Raw genomic sequence first — 21,996 nt, 5'->3', positions numbered from 1 at the left:
GTCGATGTGCGTGCGGGAACCCGGGTGCGTCTCAGCCGAGGCGTCCCGGCCGCCCTGCGGGACGCCAGGTGGACGGCCGGCTCGGTGTGGGCCGCGACGGGCTGGAGGGCATGCGAACTCCCCGGAGTGAGAACGGCGTTCAGAGGCTGTCGGTGACGGTCAGCGGGCCGCCGGGTTGCGGCACGGTCGCCTGCGGGGAGCGTGCGAGGGTCGCGGCCGCTGAGGGCACGGGGTGGCGCTCGGCGAGCGGGGTCACCGGCGGCAGGTCGGTTTCGCCCAGGACGACCCGCCGTACGACCCGCTCGGCGGCGCGTCCGTCGTCGTACGGGCAGAAGCGCTCGCGGAACGCGGTCCGCAGCTGCGTGGAGCGGGAGCCGCACCAGTGGCCGGTGGCGAAGATGTCGATCAGCTCGTCCTCGCTGCGGGCGAGGGCGCCCGGCGGGAAGGCGCGCACGTCGAAGTAGGTGCCGCGGGCCGCCTCGTACGCCGCCCGGTCCTCGTCGGCGGAGTGGAGCACGATCGGGCGGTCCAGGCCCGCGTAGTCGAACATCAGGGACGAGTAGTCGGTGAGCAGGACGTCCGAGGCCAGGCAGAGGGACTCGACGCCGGGATGGCCGGTCACGTCGATGATCCGGGCGCCCTTCGGGACGGGGCCGTGGGTGCGGGCGAGGACGACGTAGCGGGGGCCCAGGCGGCGCAGAACGCGTTCCAGGTCCAGGGGGGAGCGCTGGGTGCGGCAGTGGTCGCGGTGGGCGGGGGCGTACAGGATCGCGACGCTGTCCTCGGGGATGCCGAGGGACTCACGGAGCCGGGTGACGTCGTTCGAGGTGGCCTTCTGGAACACGTCGCTGCGCGGGGAGCCGTATTCGAGCGTGGTGTAGCCGCCGGGGTAGACCCGCTCCCAGGTGAGGGTGGAGTGGCGGTTCGCCGACAGGACGTAGTCCCATTTGTCGACGTCGTCGAGGAGCCTTTCGAAGTCCAGGCCGCGCGCCGCGGCCGGGCGTTCCTGGAGGTCCAGGCCCGCATGCCCGAGCGGCGTGCCCTCCAGGGTCTGGACCAGGATCTGGTGGCGGCGCTTGACCAGGCGGGGCTCGAAGCCGGTGTCGCTGACCAGGTACTTGGAGCGGGCCAGGGCCGTCCAGTAGGCGGCCGTGTCGGGTCGGGGGAGCCAGGTCGTGCGGATGTGCGGCGCGAAGGTGCGGAAGGCCTCCTCCAGGGCGCCCGGGTTGCACCCGTGCTCGTGGCCGTCGTACGCGGTGAAGGCGGCGCGGTCGGCGCGCAGGGGCAGCCGGAGCTGGATGCGGTAGTGCAGGCGCAGCGCCGTCGCCCTCGCGGTGCGCAGGAGTTTGACGCAGAGCTTGACCGTCCTGCGGTGCAGGGCCGCCGCCAGCTGCAGTGAGCGGTAGGTGCGGTGCAGGCCCCAGCGGATCAGGGTGTGGCGGAGGCGGGAGCCCAGCGGGACGGGCTGGCCGGGGGCGCGGTGACGGCGGTAGTGGGAGCGGGCCCTGCGCAGGAACTCGGCGCGGGAACCCCGGGGGAGGCGGTTGCGATGGGAGAACACCTTCGTCAGGTGGTTGATCATGCGGAGGAACAACATCGGCCGCCAGTGGGCGAGTTGGGGGCGCGCGTCGAGGAAGGCGAAGACGCGGTCGTACTGTTCGAAGAGGTCGAAGTGCTGGCGGCTGGTGGTGGAGAGGATGCTGCCCTGGCGGCGCTGCCGGTAGTGCACGCACACCCGGTCGAGGGTCGTGATGGACTCCGCGGCCATCAGCACCGGGAACGTCCACGGGGTGTCCTCGTAGTAGCCGGGCGGGAAGGTGAAGCCCTCGCGCTCGACGAACTCCCGCCGGTACGCCTTGTTCCAGGCCACCATCAGCACCTTCAGCAGGCCCGGGCGGTCCTCCAGGCGGAAGGGCGCCGTGCCCTGCTCGGTGAGCTCGTCGGCGACGATGTTGCGGACGGTCCCGCCCGACCAGTAGGTGCGCGCGTAGTCGTAGACCACCACGTCCGGCTCGCCGGTCTCCTTGAGGCGGTCGGCAATGGCGCGCAGGGCGTGCGGGGTGAGGGTGTCGTCGCCGTCCAGGAAGACCAGGTAGTCGCCGCTCGCCCGCTCCAGGCCCGCGTTGCGGGCGCGGCCCAGGCCCTGGTTCTCGGTCAGGTGCACGGGGTGCACGCGCGGGTCGCGGGCCGCGAACTCGTCGATGATCGCGCCGCTCGCGTCCGGGGAGCAGTCGTCGACGGCGATCAGTTCGAGATCGGGATACGACTGCGTAAGCACCGATTCCAGGCATTCGTGCAGATATGCCTGAACCTTGTACGCGGGGACGATGACACTGAACCTGGGCAAGGCACATCCATGGGGTCGGCGCGGACGACGGGGCCTTGCCCGGGAACGGCCGATGGAGTGACTTGGTTACGGTGCCTGCGGCATACGGGGGACCTTGGGTGAACGGAAGGGGGCGGGACCGTAACGTCCCACCCCCTTCGGTGCGTTGTTCCCCAGAACTATTTGACGGCGCCCGCCATGACACCCGAGACGAACTGCCGCTGGAACGCGAAGAACACCACCAGCGGGATCACCATCGAGATGAACGCGCCGGGGGCCAGGACGTCGACGTTGTTGCCGAACTGGCGTACCTGCGTCTGCAGGGCGACCGTGATCGGCTGGCTGTCGGCATTGGTGAACACCAGCGCCACCAGCATGTCGTTCCACACCCACAGGAACTGGAAGATGGCCAGGCTCGCGATCGCCGGACCGCCGAGCGGCATCACGACCCGGAAGAACAGGCGCAGTTCACCCGCCCCGTCCAGTCGGGCCGCCTCCAGCAGCTCTCTCGGGATCTCCGCGAAGAAGTTCCGCAGCAGGAACACCGCGAAGGGCAGACCAAAGCCCACGTGGAACAGGATCACCCCGAAGATCGACCCGAACAGCCCGATCTTGCCGAACAGTTCGGCGATCGGAATCAGGGCCACCTGCACGGGCACGACGAGCAGGCCGACCACGGCCAGGAACCACCAGTCGCGGCCGGGGAACTCCATCCAGGCGAACGCGTAACCCGCGAGGGAGCCGATCACGACGACGAGAATCGTCGCCGGCAGCGTGATCAGCGCCGTGTTCACCAGGGAGTTGGTGATGTCGCTGTTCTCCAGCAGCTTCTGGTAGCTGTCGAAGGTGAGCGAGGAGGGCTCGGAGAAGACGTTCCACCAGCCGTTCGCGCCGATGTCCTCCGGGGCCCGCAGCGAGGAGACGAGCAGACCGAAGGTCGGCACCAGCCAGAACAGGCCGACGACGATGAGGAACACCCGCAGCAGTCCGCCACTGACCCCTTCGGTGAGCCGCGAGCCCAGCGACCTCTTCGCCCTGACGACCGTGACGGGCGGGGCCGCCTTCCTGAGACTTCCGGCATGCGTCGTCATCGCCGCACCTCCCGCTTCAGCCGGCGAACGTTGAACCACATCACCGGAATCACCAGCAACAGCAGGAACACGGCGATGGCGCTCGCGATACCCGGCTGGTCCTCGGAGAAGCCCTTGCGGTACAGCTCCAGGGCAAGCACGTTCGCGTCGTCCTGGGAGGAGTTCGGGGCGATGATGAAGACCAGGTCGAAGATCTTCAGCACATTGATCATCAGGGTGACCGTGACGACCGCGAGGACGGGCGCCAGCAGCGGCACCGTGACCCTTCTGAACACCTGCCACTCGCTCGCCCCGTCGACCCGGGCGGCCTCCAGGAGTTCACGCGGCATCCCCGCGAGCCCGGCCGCGATCAGCACCATCGCGAAGCCCGCCCACATCCAGATGTACGACCCGATGATGGCCGGCGTGACCAGCGACGGGCCCAGCCAGTCCAGGCCGTTGTACGGCTCCTTGAAGTTGCTCGCCGGCAGCCGCAGCAGTGCTCCGTCGGCCTTGGCGGGCAGGGTGAAGGTGCCGTCCCCGGCGGCCTTGGTGGACGCGACCACCTTGCCGTCCTTGACGGCCTCGATCCGCATGCCCGAGTAGCCCAGCTCGGACGGGTCGACCCCGCCCAGCTTGCCGACGCCCCTGCCGCGTGTGAAGTCCTGCCAGGCCGTGCCGGTGATCTTCCCCGGGTCCGGCTTCGCCCGTACGGCCTTCTTGGCGCCGTCGGGCATCTGGTCGGGGGCGACGCCGACGAGCGGCAGCGCCACCGAATCCCCGGTGTGGACCGCCGCCTTGGTGATGAAGCCGCCGCCCTGAGCCGTCAGCGGCGACTGACGGCCCGGGTGCGCCTTGGGGAACGCCGAGGACTGGGCGAACGTGTCGTGGACGCCCACCCACACCGCGTTGGCGACGCCCTTCTCCGGGTCCTGGTCGTACACCAGGCGGAAGATGATGCCCGCGGCCAGCATCGAGATCGCCATCGGCATGAAGACGACCAGCTTGAACGCCGTGCCCCAGCGCACGCGTTCGGTCAGGACCGCGAAGATCAGGCCCAGCGCGGTCGAGATCGTCGGCGCGAACACCACCCAGATGATGTTGTTCTTCAGGGCGGTGCGGATGCCGTCGTCGGTGAACAGGGCCTTGTAGTTGTCGAAGCCGGCGAAACCGTCGCCGGAGGAGTTGTAGAAGCTGCGGACGATCGAGTACCCGATCGGGTAGACCACGAGCGCGCCGAGCAGCACCAGCGCGGGCAGCAGGAACATCGCTGCCACGGTCTTCCGGGTGCCGGTCACGCTCTTGCGCTTCGGGGCGGCAGGGGTGGGTGGCACCCCTGCCGCCGTGGCCGACGTCATGGCCGGATCAGCTCCCGCTGCCGTATGCCGCCGCCGCGTCCTTCTCCAGCTTCGCCTGCGTACCCGCGACGTCCGTCGGATTCTTCAGGAAGTCCTGGAGGTCCTTCCACTCACCCTTGCCGGGCGTGCCGCCGAAGGCCTGCGGGGCCTGGTCGGACATGTCGAAGCGGAAGTTGTCGCCCGAGTCGATCAGCGCCTTGGCGATCGTCTGCTGGACCGCGTTCGGATACGCCGAGTTCGGCACGTTCTTGTTCGGCGAGAGGTAACCGCCCAGCTTCGCCTGGATGGTCGCCGCGTCCGGGGAGGCCAGGAACTTCGCCAGCGCCTGCGCGCCCTTGGAGTCCTTGAAGATCACCGCCGCGTCACCGCCGGTCACCACCGGTGCGGTGGCACCGACGGTCGGGAACGGGAACACCTTCGCGTCCGTGCCGATCTTCGCCTTGGTCTGCGCGATGTTGACCTGGACGAAGTCGCCCTCGTACACCATCGCCGACTTCGGCTGGTCGCCACCGGTGAAGGTGTTGGTGACGGAGTCGGTGAACGAGGTCTGCAGCGCGCCGCTCGCGCCGCCCGCCACGTAGTCCTTCTTGCCCCAGATCTGGGCGAGAGTGGTGAGCGCCTGCTTGACGGACGGATCCGTCCACTTGATCTTGTGCTGGGCGAGCTGGTCGTACTTCTCCGGGCCGGCCTGCGACAGATAGACGTTCTCGAACCAGTCGGTCCCCGGCCAGCCGTCGGCGCCGGCCACGGAGAAGGGGGTGACACCGGAGTCGTAGACCGTCTGCGCGGTGGTCAGCAGGTCCTTCCAGGTCTTGGGCACCTTCGCACCCGCGTTCGCGAAGACCTTGGCGTTGTACCAGATCAGCGACTTGTTCGCGGCCTTGTAGTAGACGCCGTACTGCTTGCCGCCCACCTTCCCGATGTCCTGCCAGCCCTGCGAGTAGTTCTTGGCCAGCTCCGACTGGACGTCGGCGTTCACCGGCTTGGCCCAGCCCTTGTCCACGGCCTGCTTGATGGCGCCGGGTTGCGGAAGCATCGCGACGTCCGGCGGCTTGCCGCCCGCGATCTTGGAACCGAGGAAGTTGATGATCGGGTCCTGGGCGGGCACGAAGGTGACCTTGGCCCCCGTGCGCTTCTCGAACTCCGAGAGCACCGCCTTGAAGTTCTTCTGCTCGGCGCCGGTCCACACGGCGGCGACCTCGAGACTCACGCCGTTCAGTTTGGGGAGCGTGACGGTGGCGCCGGTTTCCTTGCCGCCTCCGCCGCCGTTGTCCTTCTTGTCGCTGCCGCCGCACCCCGTGAGTGCCAGCGCGAGTGCCGCCGCCAGGAGGGCGGCTGAGGATTTGGCGGCCCTGTGTGTCCGGTTCTTGCTGCTCGTGCTGCGCATCACTGCCCCGTTCTCCGTTCTTCGTCGAACGTCGAGCGCTGTCCCGTGTGATCTGGTCTACGCCCGTGGGGTGGGGTCGGCAAGTGTGCGTCCGCTGTCAACCGGGGGATCGTGACCGCGTCGTGACCAGGCGTCCGGCGGTGGTGTGACCGTGGCTGGGGGCTGCCTCCCCCCAGACCCCCGCTTCGGCCTGAACGGCCTCGTCCCGGGCTGGGATGGCCGACCGCGGCTGAAAAGGACGGACCAAACAGGACCTACAGCAGCGAAGGAACCTCCGACGCCGAGACCTCCCGTGCCGCCCGTTCCAAGGCGCTGGCCAGCAACGCCAGGTCCGTCGGGCCGTTGCCCAGTTCTCGTACGGGTCTGCGGGTCGGGGGGTCGCCCATGCGCTGCCAGTCCAGGGGGACGACCGTGGGGCGGAGGGTGGCCGTACGGGGGATGCGGCCCGTGACGCGGCCGCCCTGGAAGGGGGTCGTCCGGCCGTCGGGGCGGGTCAGGGCGCCGCGGCCCGGTGCCGGGTCGTCAGGGCCGGTGCCCGGGGCGTCGAGGGTCACCCGAAGGGTGGCCTTCCGGGCCGGTTCCGTGTCCGCCGTACGGCCGCCGGGGGCGGTTGCCGCCACCAGATGGACGCCGAGCCGCTCGCCCTCGCGGGCCACCGCCTCCAGTGCCCGCATGACGGAACCCGCGGCCGGGCGGCCGGGCGAGCCGAGTGCGGGGGAGACCAGGGCGTCCAGGTCGTCCACGACCACCACCAGCCGGGGGAGGGGCGGTGCCGCCTCCGTCTGCCGGCGCGCCGCCCCCGGACGCAGCCGAATGGTCGAGCTGGGCGGGGAGTCCAGGTCGCCGGTAGCGGTCGTACCGGTCGCCCGCTGGGCCACCATGCGGCCCGACAGCTCCCGGCCCGTGTGCCACTCGGCGAAGGCGGAGCGGCCCAGCAGCTCGGCCCGGCGCTTCAGCTCGGCGCTCAGGGACTGCGCGAACTCCCGCATGCGGACGGGGTCGTTGGCGGTGAGGTGGGTCGTGACGTGCGGGACGTCCGTACAGACCCGCAGGCCGTCGCCGCTTCCGGAGGGGGTGCTCCCGGCGCCCACGCTGTCCCGGCCGTCCATCAGGACGATGCCCAGGCGGTCGGGGCGCTCGGCCGCGGCCAGCGAGGCGACCACGGCCCGCAGCAGTTCGGTGCGGCCGCTGCCCGCGGGGCCCTCGATCAGCAGGTGCGGGCCGTCGGCGGCGAGGTCCGCGCCGACCGGGCCGCGCGGACCGGCACCGAGCACGGCCAGGGCCCGCCCGCCGAGCGCCTGCGCGTCGTCCGCCGCGTCCGCCCAACGTGCCATCAGCGACGCCGGGGTGGCCCTCGCCAGTCCCAACTCGTCCAGCAGACGCGCCGCCTGGGGCAAGGGCACGGACACGCGTGCGTGCCGCTCGGTCCCGGAACCGTCCGTCCTGAGCGGCGCCAGCGCCCGCGCGAACCGCTCGGCCCAGGCGAGCGAGACGGCGTCCACGGCGGCCACGGTGCCGGGGCCTATGGGACCGGGGTGCGGAGGGGCGGTGGCCGTGGTCACGGGTGCGGGCCTGGCCATGGTGTGTGTGTCGGCCGGTGACACCGGTTCCGTGCGGTCGGCCGGGTCCGCCGGCGTCGGCGGGAGGCCCGCGGCCGCGCCTGAGGGGATCGCGGAACCGGTCCGCGCCACCCGCATCAGCCGCAGCGCCGTCGCCACGTCCCCGCTCAGCAGCGCGACCGCGCCGCAGTCCCGGAAGGCCGGTGCCACCGCGCACGCCGCCTCGTACGTCTCCGTCACCGGCGACGCGGGCGAGGCCGACACCGTCTCGGCGAGGCAGACGACATGTATCCCGGCCCGCGGCCCCTCCAGAGCCAGCCTGGCCACCGCCTCCCGCACCGCGGCGCCTCCCGGGTCACCGTCCACGACGACCACGGTGTACGGCCCGGGGAAGCCGTCCGGTTCCTCCGCGCCGTCGTCCGTCCGGGCCCAGGAAGGCCTGCGGGCCTGGGAACGGACGTCGTGGGTGCGTGGCGCCGGCCGTGTCCCGTGCCGTGCCTCCGTCTGCTGGTCCTCAAGGCGCCGCAGCAGCTCGTCGGTGCGGGCCGTGGCCTGCTCGCGGTCGTAGGCGAGGAGCAGGCGGCAGTCCTGGCCGTGGCCCGGGCGCAGGTGGGGGAGCCAGCCGAGCCAGGACCACTCCGCGGTGCGCTCCTCCAGCGGCCGGGAGCGGTCCGCGGCGATCAGGACGATCTCCAGGGCTTCGGGCGAGTGCAGCGCGGCCAGCTGGGCCAGCACCGCGCGGGACAGCCCGGACAGCCGGGTGCGAGGGCCGGCCAGGCCCAGCGCCCCTGCCTCGCGCAGATCCGCGGTCACCGGCACCGCGGGCAACAGCCCGGAGCCGTCGGGCGCCGCCCGGTCCGCCGTGCCGAGCCGCACCGTGAGCGCCTCCGGGTGGCCCGGCCCGCGCTCCCACAGCCGGGGGCCGGGGCCGAGCGCCGTCAGCAGCAGCGCGGCCGGGTCCGGCCAGGTCTCCGTGAGCTGGGGGGCGGTGCGGGGTGCGGGCCCCGCTGCGGTGTCCGGGCCGTCGTCCTCGTCGTACGTGTCATGCCCGGCCATGGTCTGCTCGCCGCGGCCGCCGGCCAGCCGTCGAGCCCAGGCGGAGAGCCCCCCGCGCCTGCGCAGGCCGGGTGGCACGTCGGTCCCGCGGAGCGGTGTTCCCTTGCGGCGGCCGGTCTCGGGGGCCTCCGTGCCGTCCTGCGCGGCGGACGTGTCCCATGCGACCGCACCGAAGCGGCCCGCGTGAGTGTCGCCGCCCGCGGATGCTTCTGCCGCCCTCATCTCCATCCGGGGGGCTCCGCCCTGCTCGGGCACCAGCGGGGGCCCGGCGGAGCGCGTGCCGCGCGACGGGGCGGCGGAGGGGTCGCCGCCGTCGGCCACGCGCGCGTGAGGCGTCGCTTCGGGCGCGGGGGTGCCGCCCGCGGGGGCCGCCGGTGTCCCGTCGGCGCTCTCCGGCTCGCGTTCGCCCCCGCAGGAGGCCACCCGGACATGCCCCTCCCCGTCCGGAGCCGTCGGCACCCGGGCGCCCGGTCCCCCGGCCGGAGCAAGCCGCAGTGCCGACTCCCCGATACGGAGCAGTGCGCCCGGTGCGAATCGCACCGGGCGGGAGCCCAGGCGGGTGCCGTCCAGGGTCGTGCCGTTCGTCGAGTCGAGGTCGGCGACCGAGACCTGGCCGTCCGCGGCGACCGTGACCGCGCAGTGGAGGCGGGAGACGTCCGGGTCGTCGAGCGGGACATCGGCGTCGGCGGAGCGGCCGATGCGGATCTCGCCGCCGTGCAGGAGGTGCACGCCGCCCGCGTCCGGACCTGCGATCACATGCAGCTGGGTCGGGGCGTCGTCCAGCTCCGGGTGCGGCTCCGGCTCGGCGGGGGCGCCCAGGGAGAGCACCGCGCCGTCGATCAACGGGGGCTCGCCGAGAGTGCTGCGGCGGTCGTCCAGGCGCTCCGCGCCCGCGTACAGCACCACCGCGCCGCCGGAGGCCGAGGCGCTCGCGTCGCCCGCGACCGCCGAGGCCAGCGCCGACGCCACCGCGGCCAGCGCCGTACCTGCGGGCGCCGTGACCAGCACGTCACAGCTCGCCGTGCGGCCCCGCGCGCGGTCGGGCGGGCCCAGGGGGTCTACGACGGTCAGCCGGATCTGCATCGCCGTCAGCGGTCCCTTCTGCGCGGGTCTGCGCGGGCGCGGACTACCCCCACCCCACACGAGCACATCGGCCAGTACTGCTACGCAAGGCATCCTCGCACCTGCCACTGACAAAGCGCCCGCCGCTCCGGGGCAAGTGATCTTGATTGGTCGGCTCTGCCCGCAAAAGTGCCTGACAGATGACGTACCGGCGACCGCTTGAGATCGGTCACGTCTGCTTCGGGCAACCGGCGGACCACGTCGAGCGTCTTTCCTTCGAACATGCACGGGGAGGCGTACGTAAGACGCTGGGACGGCGACAGGTCGGTGCCACGCACAGCGGCACTACAGTGGGTCGGAACGGTAAGCAAGCAGCAGGGAGCACATGACGTGCGGCCGGTAGGCAGCAAGTACCTGCTCGAGGAGCCGCTCGGTCGCGGCGCCACGGGCACCGTCTGGCGGGCCCGCCAGCGAGAGACCGCGGGGGCCGAGGCCGCCGTGGCCGGTCAGCCCGGCGAGACCGTCGCGATCAAGGTCCTGAAGGAAGAGCTCGCGAGCGACGCGGACATCGTGATGCGCTTCCTCAGGGAGCGCTCGGTGCTGCTGCGCCTGACCCACCCGAACATCGTCCGGGTGCGCGACCTGGTGGTCGAGGGCGATCTGCTGGCGCTGGTCATGGACCTCGTCGAGGGCCCCGACCTGCACCGCTACCTGCGCGAGAACGGCCCCTTCAGCCCGGTGGCCGCATCTCTGCTCACCGCCCAGATCGCCGACGCGCTCGCCGCCAGCCACGCCGACGGCGTCGTGCACCGCGACCTGAAGCCCGCCAACGTCCTGCTCAAGCAGGACGGCGGTCAGATGCACCCGATGCTCACCGACTTCGGCATCGCCCGCCTGGCGGACTCCCCGGGCCTGACCCGCACCCACGAGTTCGTCGGCACGCCCGCGTACGTAGCACCGGAGTCCGCCGAGGGCCGCCCGCAGACCTCCGCCGTAGACATCTACGGCGCCGGCATCCTGATGTACGAGCTGGTCACCGGACGTCCCCCGTTCGGCGGCGGCTCGGCCCTGGAAGTACTGCACCAGCACCTGAGTGCCGAGCCGCGCCGCCCGTCCACGATTCCGGACCCGCTGTGGACGGTCATAGAGCGCTGTCTGCGCAAGAACCCGGAGGAAAGGCCCAGCGCCGAGAACCTCGCGCGCGCCCTGCGCGTCGTCGCCGAGGGCGTCGGCGTGCACGCGAACGCCGCGCAGATCGCCGCCGCGGAGGCCGTCGGCGCCCTGCTGGCCCCCGACCCCATGCCGGCCGCCGTCCCCGGCTCGGCCGACCCCACACAGGTCCTCCAGCACGGAGCGGGCTCGTACGACCCGAACGCGGCGACCAGCTTCCTGCCCCACACCGGCGGCGCACCGGGCGCCGCCGATCCCACCGCCGTACTCCCGAACACCGGTGCCGCGGACCCGACCGCCGTCATGCCCCCGATGCCCCAGGGGCAGCCGGCGCACCACCCCGAGCAGCCGCACCCCTGGCAGAACCAGCTGCGCGCGGCCCGCGACCGCAACGAGCAGACACAGGTCCAGCAGTACCTCGACCCCGACGAGGACCCGCTGCGCCGCCGCCCCCAGCGGCAGGTCGCCCGCCCGCAGCAGCAGCGACCCCAGCAGCAGCGACCGCGACAGGCGTACGGCTATCCGCAGCAGCAACAGCCCCAGCAGTACGCCCCGCCGCAGCACCAGCAGCCCCAGCGGTACGCGCCTCCTCGGGAGCCCCAGCCGCAGCAGCCCGCACGTGAGCCCCGGCAGCCGCGGCAGCGCAGCGCCAACCCGATGAAGATCCCCGGGCTCGGCTGCCTGAAGGGCTGCCTGTTCACGATCGTCATCCTGTTCGTCGCCGGCTGGCTGGTCTGGGAGCTGAGCCCGCTCCAGGAGTGGATCGGCACGAGCAAGAGCTACTGGCAGCAGCTGTCCGACCTGTTCAGCACCGTGAGCGGCTACATCGGGAAACTGGGCGACCTGGTCGGCAGCAAAGGCGGCAAGTGAGCAGCGAGCTTGGTGATTTGTCGACACCTGGCGGGTGATTTCCGTCTCTGCGGTGAAGGTTGGCTCCTCGGACGCGTAGCTTTGGCGACACAACGCGTCCCGTAGGAGCAGTCTTGGCACGGAAGATCGGCAGCCGGTACACCGCGAACCAGATCCTGGGGCGGGGCAGCGCCGGCACGGTGTGGCTGGGCGAGGGGCCCGAGGGGCCCGTCGCCATCAAGCTGCTGCGCGAGGATCTCGCGTCCGACCAGGAACTCGTCGGCCGCTTCGTGCAGGAACGCACGGCGCTGCTCGGCCTCGACCACCCGCACGTGGTCTCCGTCCGCGACCTGGTGGTGGACGGCAACGACCTCGCGCTGGTCATGGACCTCGTACGAGGCACGGACCTGCGCACCCGCCTGGACCGCGAACGCCGACTCGCGCCCGCGGCGGCGGTGGCGATCGTGGCCGACGTCGCGGACGGCCTCGCCGCCGCGCACGCGGCGGGCGTCGTGCACCGCGACGTCAAGCCGGAGAACGTGCTCCTCGACATGCAGGGCCCGCTGGGTCCCGGCGGCTCCCACCCCGCCCTCCTCACCGACTTCGGCGTCGCGAAGCTGATCGACTCCCCGCGCCGCACCCGTGCGACGAAGATCATCGGCACCCCTGACTACCTGGCCCCGGAGATCGTGGAGGGCCTGCCCCCGCGCGCGGCCGTCGACATCTACGCCCTCGCGACCGTCCTCTACGAGCTGCTGGCGGGCTTCACCCCGTTCGGCGGCGGACACCCCGGCGCCGTGCTGCGCCGTCACGTCACGGAGACGGTGGTCCCGCTCCCGGGGATCCCGGACGAACTCTGGCAGCTCCTCGTGCAGTGCCTGGCCAAGGCACCGGCCTCCCGGCTGCGCGCCTCGGAGCTGGGCGCCCGGCTGCGGGAACTGCTGCCACTGGTCGCGGGGATGCCGCCGCTGGACGTGGACGAGCCGGACACGGAACCGACTCAGGAGCCGGAGACGACGGCCGGGGAGGCCGCGGCCCCGGCCCGGGAACGGGTACGGCGCGGCGCGGTTCCCCTGGTACCGGGCGCCAAGCCGGCCGACTCCAACCGGGACACCCATACGTCGATGAGGGTCCCGGCCCCGGACGAGCTGGCCGGCGGCGCCCGCGGAACGGCCCGGGTGCCCCGGGCGGCGGGAGCACCGCGACCGGGTTCCGCACGGCACCGCGCCGTCACGCGCCGGCGCCGGATGGTGCTGGGGACGGCCGCGGCGCTGCTCGTGGCGGCGGCCGGCGTGGGGACATGGCTGGCGACCTCGGGGGACGACGCGGGGGCGACACCGCAGGACTCGAAGCACTCGGCGCCGGCTTCGCCGTAGTTGTCAGCCCGTCGCGGGGGAGTGCGAGGACGAGGCCCCTCAAGGGCCGAAGCGGGGGTCCGGGGGCGGTAGCCCCCAGCGAGGGCCGCGCCGCTTGGCGGAGCCGTTACGCTGGGGGTGTGGCAGTCGTCGATGTATCCGAAGAGCTCAAGTCCCTCTCCTCGACCATGGAGTCGATCGAGGCCGTTCTGGACCTCGACAAGCTGAGGGCAGACATCGCCGTGCTCGAGGAGCAGGCGGCCGCGCCGTCCCTGTGGGACAACCCGGACGAGGCGCAGAAGATCACCAGCAAGCTGAGCCATCTGCAGGCCGAGGTCAGGAAGGCCGAGGCGCTGCGGGGGCGGATCGACGATCTCGCCGTGCTCTTCGAGATGGCCGACGAGGAGGACGACCCGGACACCCGCGCCGAGGCCGAGTCCGAGCTCGCCGCCGTCAAGAAGGCGCTGGACGAGATGGAGGTCCGGACGCTCCTGAGCGGGGAGTACGACTCCCGCGAGGCGCTCGTCAACATCCGCGCCGAGGCCGGTGGCGTCGACGCCGCCGACTTCGCGGAGAAGCTGCAGCGGATGTATCTGCGCTGGGCGGAGCAGAAGGGCTACAAGACCGAGCTCATCGAGACCTCGTACGCGGAAGAGGCCGGCATCAAGTCGACCACCTTCGCCGTGCAGGTGCCATACGCCTACGGCACCCTCTCGGTCGAGCAGGGCACCCACCGGCTCGTGCGTATCTCGCCCTTCGACAACCAGGGGCGGCGCCAGACCTCCTTCGCGGGCGTCGAGGTGCTTCCCGTGGTCGAGCAGACCGACCACATCGAGATCGACGAGTCCGAGCTGCGCGTGGACGTGTACCGGTCGTCCGGGCCCGGCGGCCAGGGCGTCAACACCACGGACTCCGCGGTGCGCCTCACCCACCTCCCCACCGGCATCGTCGTCTCCTGCCAGAACGAGCGCTCGCAGATCCAGAACAAGGCCACCGCGATGAACGTCCTCCAGGCCAAGCTCCTTGAGCGCCGCCGCCAGGAGGAGCAGGCCAAGATGGACGCCCTGAAGGGCGACGGCGGCAACTCCTGGGGCAACCAGATGCGTTCGTACGTCCTGCACCCGTACCAGATGGTCAAGGACCTGCGCACCGAGTTCGAAGTCGGCAACCCCGAGGCCGTGTTCAACGGTGAGATCGACGGGTTCCTCGAGGCCGGAATTCGCTGGCGCAAGCAGCAGGAGAAGTAGCCGAGCCAAGTAACTTTGTCGACTTGCCAACTGCCGCCCCATGGGCGGCAGTTGCTGTTTGTCTGGGTTCTACATCACACTCACAGGTTCCAACTCGATGTAAACGAGACGCAAGTGGACATTGCGCGCGCAACGCCCTTGACGTTGCTTTGAAAAATGGGAAGGGTAAAGCGCGGCATGCGTATCTCTGGGGCGCATGTGAACCGGGGGAATTTCGCAATGCAGCTACCTCCGTCGATCACGGCCCCCGAGCGCCGCCCAACTGACGAGCAGCTACTGGGGGTAGCAACCACATGACGAACAAGACGCGGATCCGTGTCGCGCGGATTGCCGCGGGTGCCGTGATCGCCGCAGGCGCCTCGCTGACCGCTGCGGGTGTCGCATCCGCCGACGACTGCGGCCTCCTGGGCATCTGCATCACCCCGGCGCCGACCGACCCGGCGCCGACGGATCCGGCCCCGACCGGTCTGCCCACGGACCTCCCGACCGACCTGCCGACGGATCCCACCGACGAGCCGACCGAGCCGACGGAGGAGCCGCCCACCACTCCGCCCACCGACAACCCGACCTCCGAGCCGACCAACCCGGGCAACGGGAACGGCAACGGCAACGGGAATGGCAACGGGAATGGCAACGGGAACAACGGTGGTGGCAACTCCAACACCAACCCCGACGGCAACTCCGGCACCTCGGCCCAGGACGAGGGCTCCTCGGTCCTCACCGACACCGGCTCGAACACCTCGACCCAGACCAAGGGCAACGGCCAGCAGCTCGCCGAGACCGGTGCCGGCGAGACGACCTTCCTGATCATCGGTGCGGCCACCATGATCGCCGGTGGCGTCGGCTTCCGCATTCTGCCGCGCCTCGTGGGCGGCCGTGGCGGTGCGGCTGCCTGACGGTAGCCGTGCGCACACACCATGTGTGCGACGACGTACGGCGAGGGGCCCGGAGCGTGCATCGCTCCGGGCCCCTCGGGCGTCTCGGTGTCCCTGTGACGCGCCTTACGCGGTCTGGTGCGCCAGCAGCGCCACCGCCGCGATCAGCACTGCCAGCAGTGCGATCAGCGCCATGGGGTTGAGCCCCGCGAAGAAGTTCTCCTGCTGCAGCCGCTCGCGGTTCGCGCGGCACACGGGGCACCGGCCCTCGCTCACGGGCGCCGCGCAGTTTGCGCACACCAGCCGGTCGTACGTCATGCGCTCGCCCTCCTTGCGAATACGTTCCACTGGGAGAACGGTTTGTGGTTGCCGAACGTTCCCCTCTCTACTGTGCCAGGTTCCTCCGGAGGGTGCGCGGGGTCGCCCCGAGAGGGGCGGTGACGCTCGTCTCGCGGCTGCCGGCCGGTGGGGGCTTGTCGCGCCCCGCGGCGGAGCCGCAGATCGATACAGTCCCGCGCCCCTTGAAAAGCCGCTGCCCTCTCCGGCACAAAAGGGCACAAGTCGCTCTCAACCGCAACCGCTGCCTGCGCTTGTGCACCCGACTCGCGTATGGTCACGCTCATCTACCCCCGGCGACCCGTGGTGCATCCGTGATCCGATTCGACAATGTCTCCAAGGTCTACCCCAAGCAGACCCGTCCTGCACTCAGGGATGTGTCCCTGGAAGTGGAGAAGGGCGAGTTCGTGTTCCTCGTGGGGTCCTCGGGCTCCGGAAAGTCCACCTTTCTGCGGCTGATCCTCCGCGAGGAGCGGTGCAGTCACGGTCAGGTGCACGTTCTGGGCAAGGACCTCGCGCGCCTGTCCAACTGGAAGGTGCCGCAGATGCGCCGCCAGTTGGGGACGGTGTTCCAGGACTTCCGGCTCCTGCCGAACAAGACGGTGGCGGAGAACGTCGCCTTCGCGCAGGAGGTCATCGGCAAGTCGAAGGGCGAGATCCGCAAGTCCGTGCCGCAGGTGCTCGACCTCGTCGGGCTGGGCGGGAAAGAGGATCGGATGCCCGGTGAGTTGTCCGGTGGTGAACAGCAGCGCGTGGCCATCGCGCGCGCCTTCGTCAACCGGCCCAAACTGCTCATCGCGGACGAACCGACCGGCAACCTCGACCCGCAGACCTCCGTCGGCATCATGAAGCTGCTCGACCGGATCAACCGGACCGGCACCACCGTGGTGATGGCGACGCACGACCAGAACATCGTGGACCAGATGCGCAAGCGCGTCATCGAGCTGGAAAAGGGCCGCCTCGTCCGCGACCAGGCACGCGGCGTCTACGGCTACCAGCACTGACCGCCACGTCCACGGAAAGGCTCAACCAGTCGCCATGCGCGCACAGTTCGTACTCTCCGAGATCGGTGTCGGTCTCCGCCGCAACCTGACCATGACCTTCGCGGTCATCGTCTCCGTCGCCCTGTCCCTGGCCCTGTTCGGCGGGTCGCTCCTCATGAGCGACCAGGTCAGCACCATGAAGGGCTACTGGTACGACAAGGTCAACGTCTCGATCTTCCTCTGCAACAAGAGCGACGCCGAGTCCGACCCCAACTGCGCCAAGGGCGCGGTCACGGACGACCAGAAGAAGCAGATCCTCGCCGACCTGGACAAGATGACCACCGTCGTCCAGAAGGTCACCTACGAGTCGCAGGACGCGGCGTACAAGCACTACAAGGAGCAGTTCGGCGACTCCCCGCTGGCCAGTTCCCTCACGCCGGACCAGATGCAGGAGTCGTACCGGATCAAGCTGAAGGACCCGGAGAAGTACCAGGTCATCGCGACCGCCTTCGACGGGCGCGACGGAGTGCAGTCCGTTCAGGACCAAAAGGGCATTCTGGACAATCTGTTCGGGCTGCTCAACGGAATGAACTGGGCCGCGCGGGCCGTGATGGCGCTGATGCTCGTCGTCGCGCTGATGCTGATCGTCAACACCGTGCGCGTGTCCGCGTTCAGCCGGCGGCGCGAGACCGGGATCATGCGCCTGGTCGGTGCCTCGGGCTTCTACATCCAGGCGCCGTTCATCATGGAGGCGGCGGTCGCCGGGCTCATCGGCGGAACGGTGGCGTGCGGATTCCTGGTGATCGCGCGGTACTTCATCATCGACCACGGTCTGGCCCTGTCCCAGAAGCTGAATCTGATCAACTTCATCGGCTGGGACGCCGTTCTGACCAAGCTGCCGCTCATCCTCGCCACGAGTCTGCTGATGCCCGCGCTTGCCGCGTTCTTCGCGCTGCGCAAGTACCTGAAGGTGTGACGCATGCCAAGAGGGCCGTACGGTCAACCGGCCGTGCGGCCCTTCTCGTTGTCCTAGACTCACCGGCATGTCAGGTCGTGACCTGTTCTGCCAGCCCCGCCGCATTCGCCGCGGGGCCGTCCTGACATTGGTCTTCGCGAGCGTGCTCGTCGCGGGCGCGGCGACCGGCTCCTTCTCCGAAGGCGACCGGAAATCCCCGTCCGGCGCGGCCCGTTCGGCCGTCCCCGCCGGTCATCACGAGGACGTGGCGAAGGCCGCCGAGGAGGCCATGGCCGACGGCAAGTCCCCGATGGAGGCCGCCGAGCGCGCGGTCAGCCGTAGTGGGGACCGCTGGGGCGCCGTCTACTCCGAGGGCGAGTACCAGGAGTTCGAGGAGGCCCTCGACGGCCAGTACACCGGTGTCGGCCTGTGGGCCCGGCGCGAGCGGGACGGCCGTATCGAGGTGACCAAGGTGGCCGCCGACTCGCCCGCGGCCGCCGCCGGGATCCGCAAGGGCGACCGGCTGCGCAGCATCGACGGCGAGAAGGTCGACGGGCAGCCCGTCACCGAGGTCGTCTCGTTACTGCGGGGCGACGCCACCGACGCGGCAGCGGGTACGGCGGTGCGGCTGGGCCTGCAGCGCGGCACGCGCGCGTGGATCGAGATCTTGCGCCGCGCCCATCTGTCCACCGATTCGGTCACCGTCCGAAAGCTCGCCGGCGGGGTCACCGTGATCAGGATCGCCGCATTCACCAAGGGCTCCGGCGACGTGGTCCGCACCGCGGTACGGCAGGCCCCCGCCGGCGCGGGGATCATCCTCGACCTGCGCGGCAACTCCGGCGGCCTGGTCACCGAGGCCGTGACCGCCGCCTCCGCCTTCCTCGACGGCGGCCTCGTCGCCACGTACGACGTCAACGGCGAGCAGCAGGCCCTGCATGCCGCCCCCGGCGGCGACACCACCAGGCCCCTGGTCGCGCTCGTCGACGGCGGCACGATGAGCGCGGCCGAGCTCCTCACCGGCGCCCTCCAGGACCGGGGCCGCGCGGTCGTCGTGGGCTCCCGCACCTTCGGCAAGGGCTCGGTGCAGATGCCGAGACAGCTCCCCGGCGGCTCCGTCGCCGAGCTGACCGTCGGGCACTACCGCACCCCCTCCGGCCGCAGCGTCGACGGCCGGGGCATCACCCCCGACCTGGACGTCACCTCACAGGGCCAGGCGGCCGTGGAGCGGGCCGAGACCGTCCTCGGCGGACTGGGCGACGCCGACTAGACGTCGGATGGATGCCGGTTAAAGGACTGGCCCCCACACCCCCGCGTAGTGCGAAAATGGACGGCACTATGAGCAAGGGAATGTACGTACCGAAGGAGTCCCAGCCCAAGCAGGGCGGGGCGGCCGCGAAGGCCAGGGACGGCGAGAAGGGCGGCAAGCGCAAGATCGTCGCCCAGAACAAGAAGGCCAGGCACGACTACGCGATCGTCGACACCTACGAGGCCGGCCTCGTGCTGACCGGCACCGAGGTCAAGTCGCTGCGCGAAGGACGCACCTCGCTGACCGACGGCTTCGTCCAGATCGACCGGGGCGAGGCGTGGCTGCACAACGCCCACATCCCGGAGTACCACCAGGGCAGCTGGACCAACCACTCCGCGCGCCGCAAGCGCAAGCTGCTGCTGCACCGCGAGGAGATCGACAAGCTGGAGTCCAAGGCGCAGGAGACGGGTCACACGATCGTGCCCCTCGCCCTGTACTTCAAGGACGGCCGGGCGAAGGCCGAGATCGCCCTCGCACGAGGCAAGAAGGAGTACGACAAGCGCCAGACCCTGCGGGAGAAGCAGGACCGGCGGGAGTCGGACCGGGCGATCGCGGCGGCGAAGCGGAAGCAGCGGGGCGCGTAGCCGGTAGGTCGCGGGGAATACGGTGGCATCCGACCTCGTTGGTTCTGTACGATGGCACCAACACCGGCTGAACCCGGTGTGAGCATTGAAAACACAACATGGGGATGATCGGTTTCGACAGCGGCTGTCGAAGCAGGGGAAGCGTGTCGAGGAAGCGGCAATGATCTCGTAAACCATATGTCGCAAAAAATAATCGCCAATTCCAAGAGCGATTCTCCCGAGCTTTTCGCTCTCGCTGCCTGATCAGGTAGTGATCGAATAGCTCCTTAATGGGAGTGTCAGCCCGGGGCTGTTCCCGACCCGGATCCTGGCATCAGCTAGGGGACTAAACCTTGATCCCGGTCACGGGGTGAAGAGGGAAATCAAACAGTGACTGGGCCCGTCGGCGACTTGTTCGCGTGATCGCCGGGGCCGAGAAAATCGCAGCGAACTGCACACGGAGAAGCCCTGATTCCGCACCGTTGGACGCGGGTTCGATTCCCGCCATCTCCACTCATCCCATGTGGGCAAGGCCCCGTCGCTTCCGAGCGGCGGGGCCTTTGTCGTGTACACCTTCACAGAACCCGCACAGGTGCCCTAAGGTGATCGCGACCGGCGACTGGGGGGAACCAGACCGTGCGGGACCAGTCCGGGCCCTACTTCGAGAAGTACGACGCCGATTTCGGGCTCAGTGGCCTGACCGGGTCCTTCGCCCTGTCGACGCCGCCCGGGACGGAGGAGGCGGCACTCGGACTCGTCACCGGGAAGCTGATTGCATACGACGGTGAGACGCCCGTCGACAGCTCGGGCATCGAGCGGCTCAGCGAGGACGAACGGCACATCCTGGGTTTCGACGTGTTCCACGACGACTTCGGGTATGCCGAGGAACTCCGGGCGGATCTGGCCAAGCTCCTGGACTCCCCGCTGTCCGAAGAGGCGCTCGGCGCCGTGTGGCTCGCCGCCACGGGAGGCGTGTGGGATCCGCCGGCGCATGGAATCGGCGTGCGCGACTGGCTCGCGCGGATGGATGCGACCTGCGCGGCCCGTCCGCCCCGGACGATGGTGGGTCGTGCACCGGGACCGTCGTGGTCGTTCTGGCGGCTGCCGGCCGTCGAAACCGTGCGGGACGCGATCCTGGCGGAGATCCGCGCGTCCGCCGGCGAACTCCCCGGCCTCACCCCGGCGCTCGTGGAGGTCGCCACCAGGGCCGACCTCGATCTCGGGTTCCGGCTCTTTCTGCGGGCACTCAAGACGGCAGCCGTGCCGGTCCCGGAGGAGCGCTGCAACAGGCTCTGCGAGCTCGGTGAACCGTTCGGATATCCCTTCCAGGTCGTCTACGAGGGGCTCACCGTCGTGTGGCAGCCCCTGGAGGTCGCGCGGCGTCTCTTCGACGGTGACTTCGGGTTGTCCGAACTCGCCGGTCAGTTCGACCCGATCTGGGAGCGGTCCGTCCCGGCGCCCGAACTCCTGCACCGGAGCGTCATCGCCGACGGCTATCACGTCCCCGGCGTGCAGGCGCTCGTGCTGTGGGAGGACACCGTCCGGCTGCTTCGGTCCCCGCTGTCCGGGGACACCCTGACCGCGCTCTGGGTCGCCGCGTCGAACACGGACCCCGGCCGCTTCGCAACCGACGGACCGGGCTGGCTGCGCAGAATCGCCGAGGCATGCCGGGCGCGGCTGGCCGCGGCCGCCCCCGAGCACACCCCCGCCCTGCCCCCGATCCGGGCCGACCTGGCGGACGCGGTCCTGCACGAACTCCGGGAAGCCACACCCCTGTTGGAGCCCGAGCACGCGACCGCCCTGGAGCAGGTCGTCGTCCAGGTCGACCCCGACCTCGGATTCCGGCTGCTGCTGAGAGTCCTGAACACGGCGTCCGGGTCACTCACGAAAGGGCAGTACGCCCGCTGCCGGGCTCTCGGCGAACGCTTCGGCTACGGCGAGGATCACGTGTCCTACGCGATCGAGCACCTCGCCCAGGACGAGTGACCGCAGGGCCGGCCCCGCCCCGCACCTCTGCATGGCCGCACGGCCTCACCCCACCCCACGAAGGACCCGCCCGCGCATGTTCCTGATCCATCTCCTGCCCAAGCTGCCCCGCGAGATCTGCCTCGCCGTCCTCGGGCTCATCGGCGGTGTCTACCTGGCCGGCCACGGCATCGTCCAGGCCCACGCCGAACTCACCGGCATGCCCGGGACCGTCCAGGTCGGCGACTGCCACCGCGCCACCGGAGCGTGGAGCGACCTCTGGGAGGACGGATGGGTCTGTGCCGGGGCGTTCGAGTCCGACGACCACCGCGTGCGGATCACAGCCGTCGAGATCGACGGCATCCTGACGTCCCCTCCCGACAAGCCCCTCGCCGTCCGCGTGGGCGGGGCCTCGGCCCACACCGCGGCCCAGGACAGCTCCGGCCGGTGGAAGTGGCCCGCCCTCACCGGCGTCGTCGTGCTCGCCTTCACCGCCTGGCGGATCCGCTCCCTCCGAGGGCTGCTGCGTGAGCGCCGCGTCGGCGCGGCCGTACACCCGGTCTCGGCCTGAGGG

Annotated in this window: 16 protein-coding genes and 1 other RNA gene; 11 read left to right on the top strand and 6 right to left on the bottom strand. The window is 70.7% G+C overall.

Annotation, left to right across the window (positions count from 1 at the left end; translation table 11 throughout):
* Positions 1–139: 139 nt before the first annotated feature.
* From ABT254_RS29180 to ABT254_RS29160, 5 genes are all read right to left on the bottom strand, one after another.
* Positions 140–2,347, bottom strand: a complete 2,208-nt coding sequence (locus tag ABT254_RS29180; RefSeq protein WP_351476201.1) for a bifunctional glycosyltransferase/CDP-glycerol:glycerophosphate glycerophosphotransferase — start codon at positions 2,345–2,347, stop codon at positions 140–142.
* 158 nt (positions 2,348–2,505) lie between these two features.
* On the bottom strand, positions 2,506–3,417 hold the full coding sequence (locus ABT254_RS29175) for a carbohydrate ABC transporter permease (RefSeq protein WP_351476198.1): 912 nt from the start codon (positions 3,415–3,417) through the stop codon (positions 2,506–2,508).
* On the bottom strand, positions 3,414–4,754 hold the full coding sequence (locus ABT254_RS29170) for a carbohydrate ABC transporter permease (protein WP_351476195.1): 1,341 nt from the start codon (positions 4,752–4,754) through the stop codon (positions 3,414–3,416). The genes ABT254_RS29175 and ABT254_RS29170 overlap by 4 nt, the downstream gene beginning before the upstream one ends.
* A gap of 7 nt (positions 4,755–4,761) precedes the next feature.
* The gene (locus ABT254_RS29165) at positions 4,762–6,141 is read right to left on the bottom strand and encodes an ABC transporter substrate-binding protein (RefSeq protein WP_351476192.1); all 1,380 of its coding nucleotides are present in this window, start codon (positions 6,139–6,141) and stop codon (positions 4,762–4,764) included.
* A 254-nt stretch (positions 6,142–6,395) separates the two neighbouring features.
* Positions 6,396–9,839 carry an FHA domain-containing protein gene (locus ABT254_RS29160; protein ID WP_351476313.1) on the bottom strand — a complete coding sequence of 1,148 codons (3,444 nt, stop codon included), beginning with the start codon at positions 9,837–9,839 and terminating at the stop codon, positions 6,396–6,398.
* Between the two features lie 369 nt (positions 9,840–10,208).
* On the opposite strand from ABT254_RS29160, the gene ABT254_RS29155 reads away from it, so the two are divergent.
* The 4 genes from ABT254_RS29155 (at position 10,209) to ABT254_RS29140 (ending at position 15,335) form a co-directional block, all read left to right on the top strand.
* Complete coding sequence (locus ABT254_RS29155; RefSeq protein ID WP_351476189.1) at positions 10,209–11,858, top strand: serine/threonine-protein kinase; 1,650 nt, start codon at positions 10,209–10,211, stop codon at positions 11,856–11,858.
* Between the two features lie 113 nt (positions 11,859–11,971).
* Positions 11,972–13,213, top strand: a complete 1,242-nt coding sequence (locus ABT254_RS29150) for a serine/threonine-protein kinase (RefSeq protein ID WP_351476187.1) — start codon at positions 11,972–11,974, stop codon at positions 13,211–13,213.
* Between the two features lie 119 nt (positions 13,214–13,332).
* A complete protein-coding gene (gene prfB, locus ABT254_RS29145; RefSeq protein ID WP_351476184.1) occupies positions 13,333–14,439 on the top strand; it encodes a peptide chain release factor 2 in 1,107 nt (368 codons plus the stop codon).
* A 293-nt stretch (positions 14,440–14,732) separates the two neighbouring features.
* Positions 14,733–15,335, top strand: a complete 603-nt coding sequence (locus ABT254_RS29140; protein ID WP_351476181.1) for a hypothetical protein — start codon at positions 14,733–14,735, stop codon at positions 15,333–15,335.
* A gap of 105 nt (positions 15,336–15,440) precedes the next feature.
* On the opposite strand, the gene ABT254_RS29135 is transcribed toward ABT254_RS29140, so the two are convergent.
* Positions 15,441–15,632, bottom strand: coding sequence for a hypothetical protein (locus ABT254_RS29135; protein WP_016438128.1), 192 nt, complete (start codon positions 15,630–15,632; stop codon positions 15,441–15,443).
* Between the two features lie 332 nt (positions 15,633–15,964).
* Between ABT254_RS29135 and ftsE the strand changes: the two genes are divergently transcribed.
* The 7 genes from ftsE (at position 15,965) to ABT254_RS29100 (ending at position 21,993) form a co-directional block, all read left to right on the top strand.
* On the top strand, positions 15,965–16,654 hold the full coding sequence (gene ftsE, locus ABT254_RS29130; RefSeq protein WP_030943440.1) for a cell division ATP-binding protein FtsE: 690 nt from the start codon (positions 15,965–15,967) through the stop codon (positions 16,652–16,654).
* A 34-nt stretch (positions 16,655–16,688) separates the two neighbouring features.
* Positions 16,689–17,609 (top strand): permease-like cell division protein FtsX, encoded by a 921-nt coding sequence (gene ftsX / locus ABT254_RS29125; protein ID WP_351476178.1) that lies wholly within the window; start codon positions 16,689–16,691, stop codon positions 17,607–17,609.
* Between the two features lie 67 nt (positions 17,610–17,676).
* Positions 17,677–18,855, top strand: a complete 1,179-nt coding sequence (locus ABT254_RS29120) for a S41 family peptidase (RefSeq protein ID WP_351476175.1) — start codon at positions 17,677–17,679, stop codon at positions 18,853–18,855.
* A gap of 80 nt (positions 18,856–18,935) precedes the next feature.
* The gene (gene smpB, locus ABT254_RS29115) at positions 18,936–19,478 is read left to right on the top strand and encodes an SsrA-binding protein SmpB (RefSeq protein WP_099934178.1); all 543 of its coding nucleotides are present in this window, start codon (positions 18,936–18,938) and stop codon (positions 19,476–19,478) included.
* A 100-nt stretch (positions 19,479–19,578) separates the two neighbouring features.
* Positions 19,579–19,973: a transfer-messenger RNA gene (gene ssrA, locus ABT254_RS29110) on the top strand.
* A 120-nt stretch (positions 19,974–20,093) separates the two neighbouring features.
* Positions 20,094–21,443 (top strand): hypothetical protein, encoded by a 1,350-nt coding sequence (locus ABT254_RS29105; protein WP_351476172.1) that lies wholly within the window; start codon positions 20,094–20,096, stop codon positions 21,441–21,443.
* Positions 21,444–21,519: 76 nt separating this feature from the next.
* Entirely contained in the window at positions 21,520–21,993 is a 474-nt protein-coding gene (locus ABT254_RS29100; RefSeq protein ID WP_351476169.1) for a hypothetical protein, read from the top strand.
* The last annotated feature ends 3 nt before the right edge of the window (positions 21,994–21,996 follow it).

Origin of the sequence: Streptomyces sp. NPDC001137 (assembly GCF_040298885.1) — a bacterium.
Classification (GTDB): Bacteria; Actinomycetota; Actinomycetes; order Streptomycetales; family Streptomycetaceae; genus Streptomyces.
Note: the sequence above shows the minus strand (reverse complement) of the source record. Positions and strands in the feature narration are given on the sequence as shown.

Coding starts and splice junctions, on each gene's coding strand:
- ABT254_RS29100 (WP_351476169.1), top strand. CDS start 21,520: ATGTTCCTGATCCATCTCCTGCCCAAGCTGCCCCGCGAGATCTGCCTC.
- ABT254_RS29160 (WP_351476313.1), bottom strand. CDS start 9,839: ATGCAGATCCGGCTGACCGTCGTAGACCCCCTGGGCCCGCCCGACCGC.
- ABT254_RS29165 (WP_351476192.1), bottom strand. CDS start 6,141: ATGCGCAGCACGAGCAGCAAGAACCGGACACACAGGGCCGCCAAATCC.
- ftsX (WP_351476178.1), top strand. CDS start 16,689: ATGCGCGCACAGTTCGTACTCTCCGAGATCGGTGTCGGTCTCCGCCGC.
- smpB (WP_099934178.1), top strand. CDS start 18,936: ATGTACGTACCGAAGGAGTCCCAGCCCAAGCAGGGCGGGGCGGCCGCG.
- ABT254_RS29140 (WP_351476181.1), top strand. CDS start 14,733: ATGACGAACAAGACGCGGATCCGTGTCGCGCGGATTGCCGCGGGTGCC.
- ABT254_RS29120 (WP_351476175.1), top strand. CDS start 17,677: ATGTCAGGTCGTGACCTGTTCTGCCAGCCCCGCCGCATTCGCCGCGGG.
- ABT254_RS29170 (WP_351476195.1), bottom strand. CDS start 4,754: ATGACGTCGGCCACGGCGGCAGGGGTGCCACCCACCCCTGCCGCCCCG.
- ABT254_RS29175 (WP_351476198.1), bottom strand. CDS start 3,417: ATGACGACGCATGCCGGAAGTCTCAGGAAGGCGGCCCCGCCCGTCACG.
- ABT254_RS29135 (WP_016438128.1), bottom strand. CDS start 15,632: ATGACGTACGACCGGCTGGTGTGCGCAAACTGCGCGGCGCCCGTGAGC.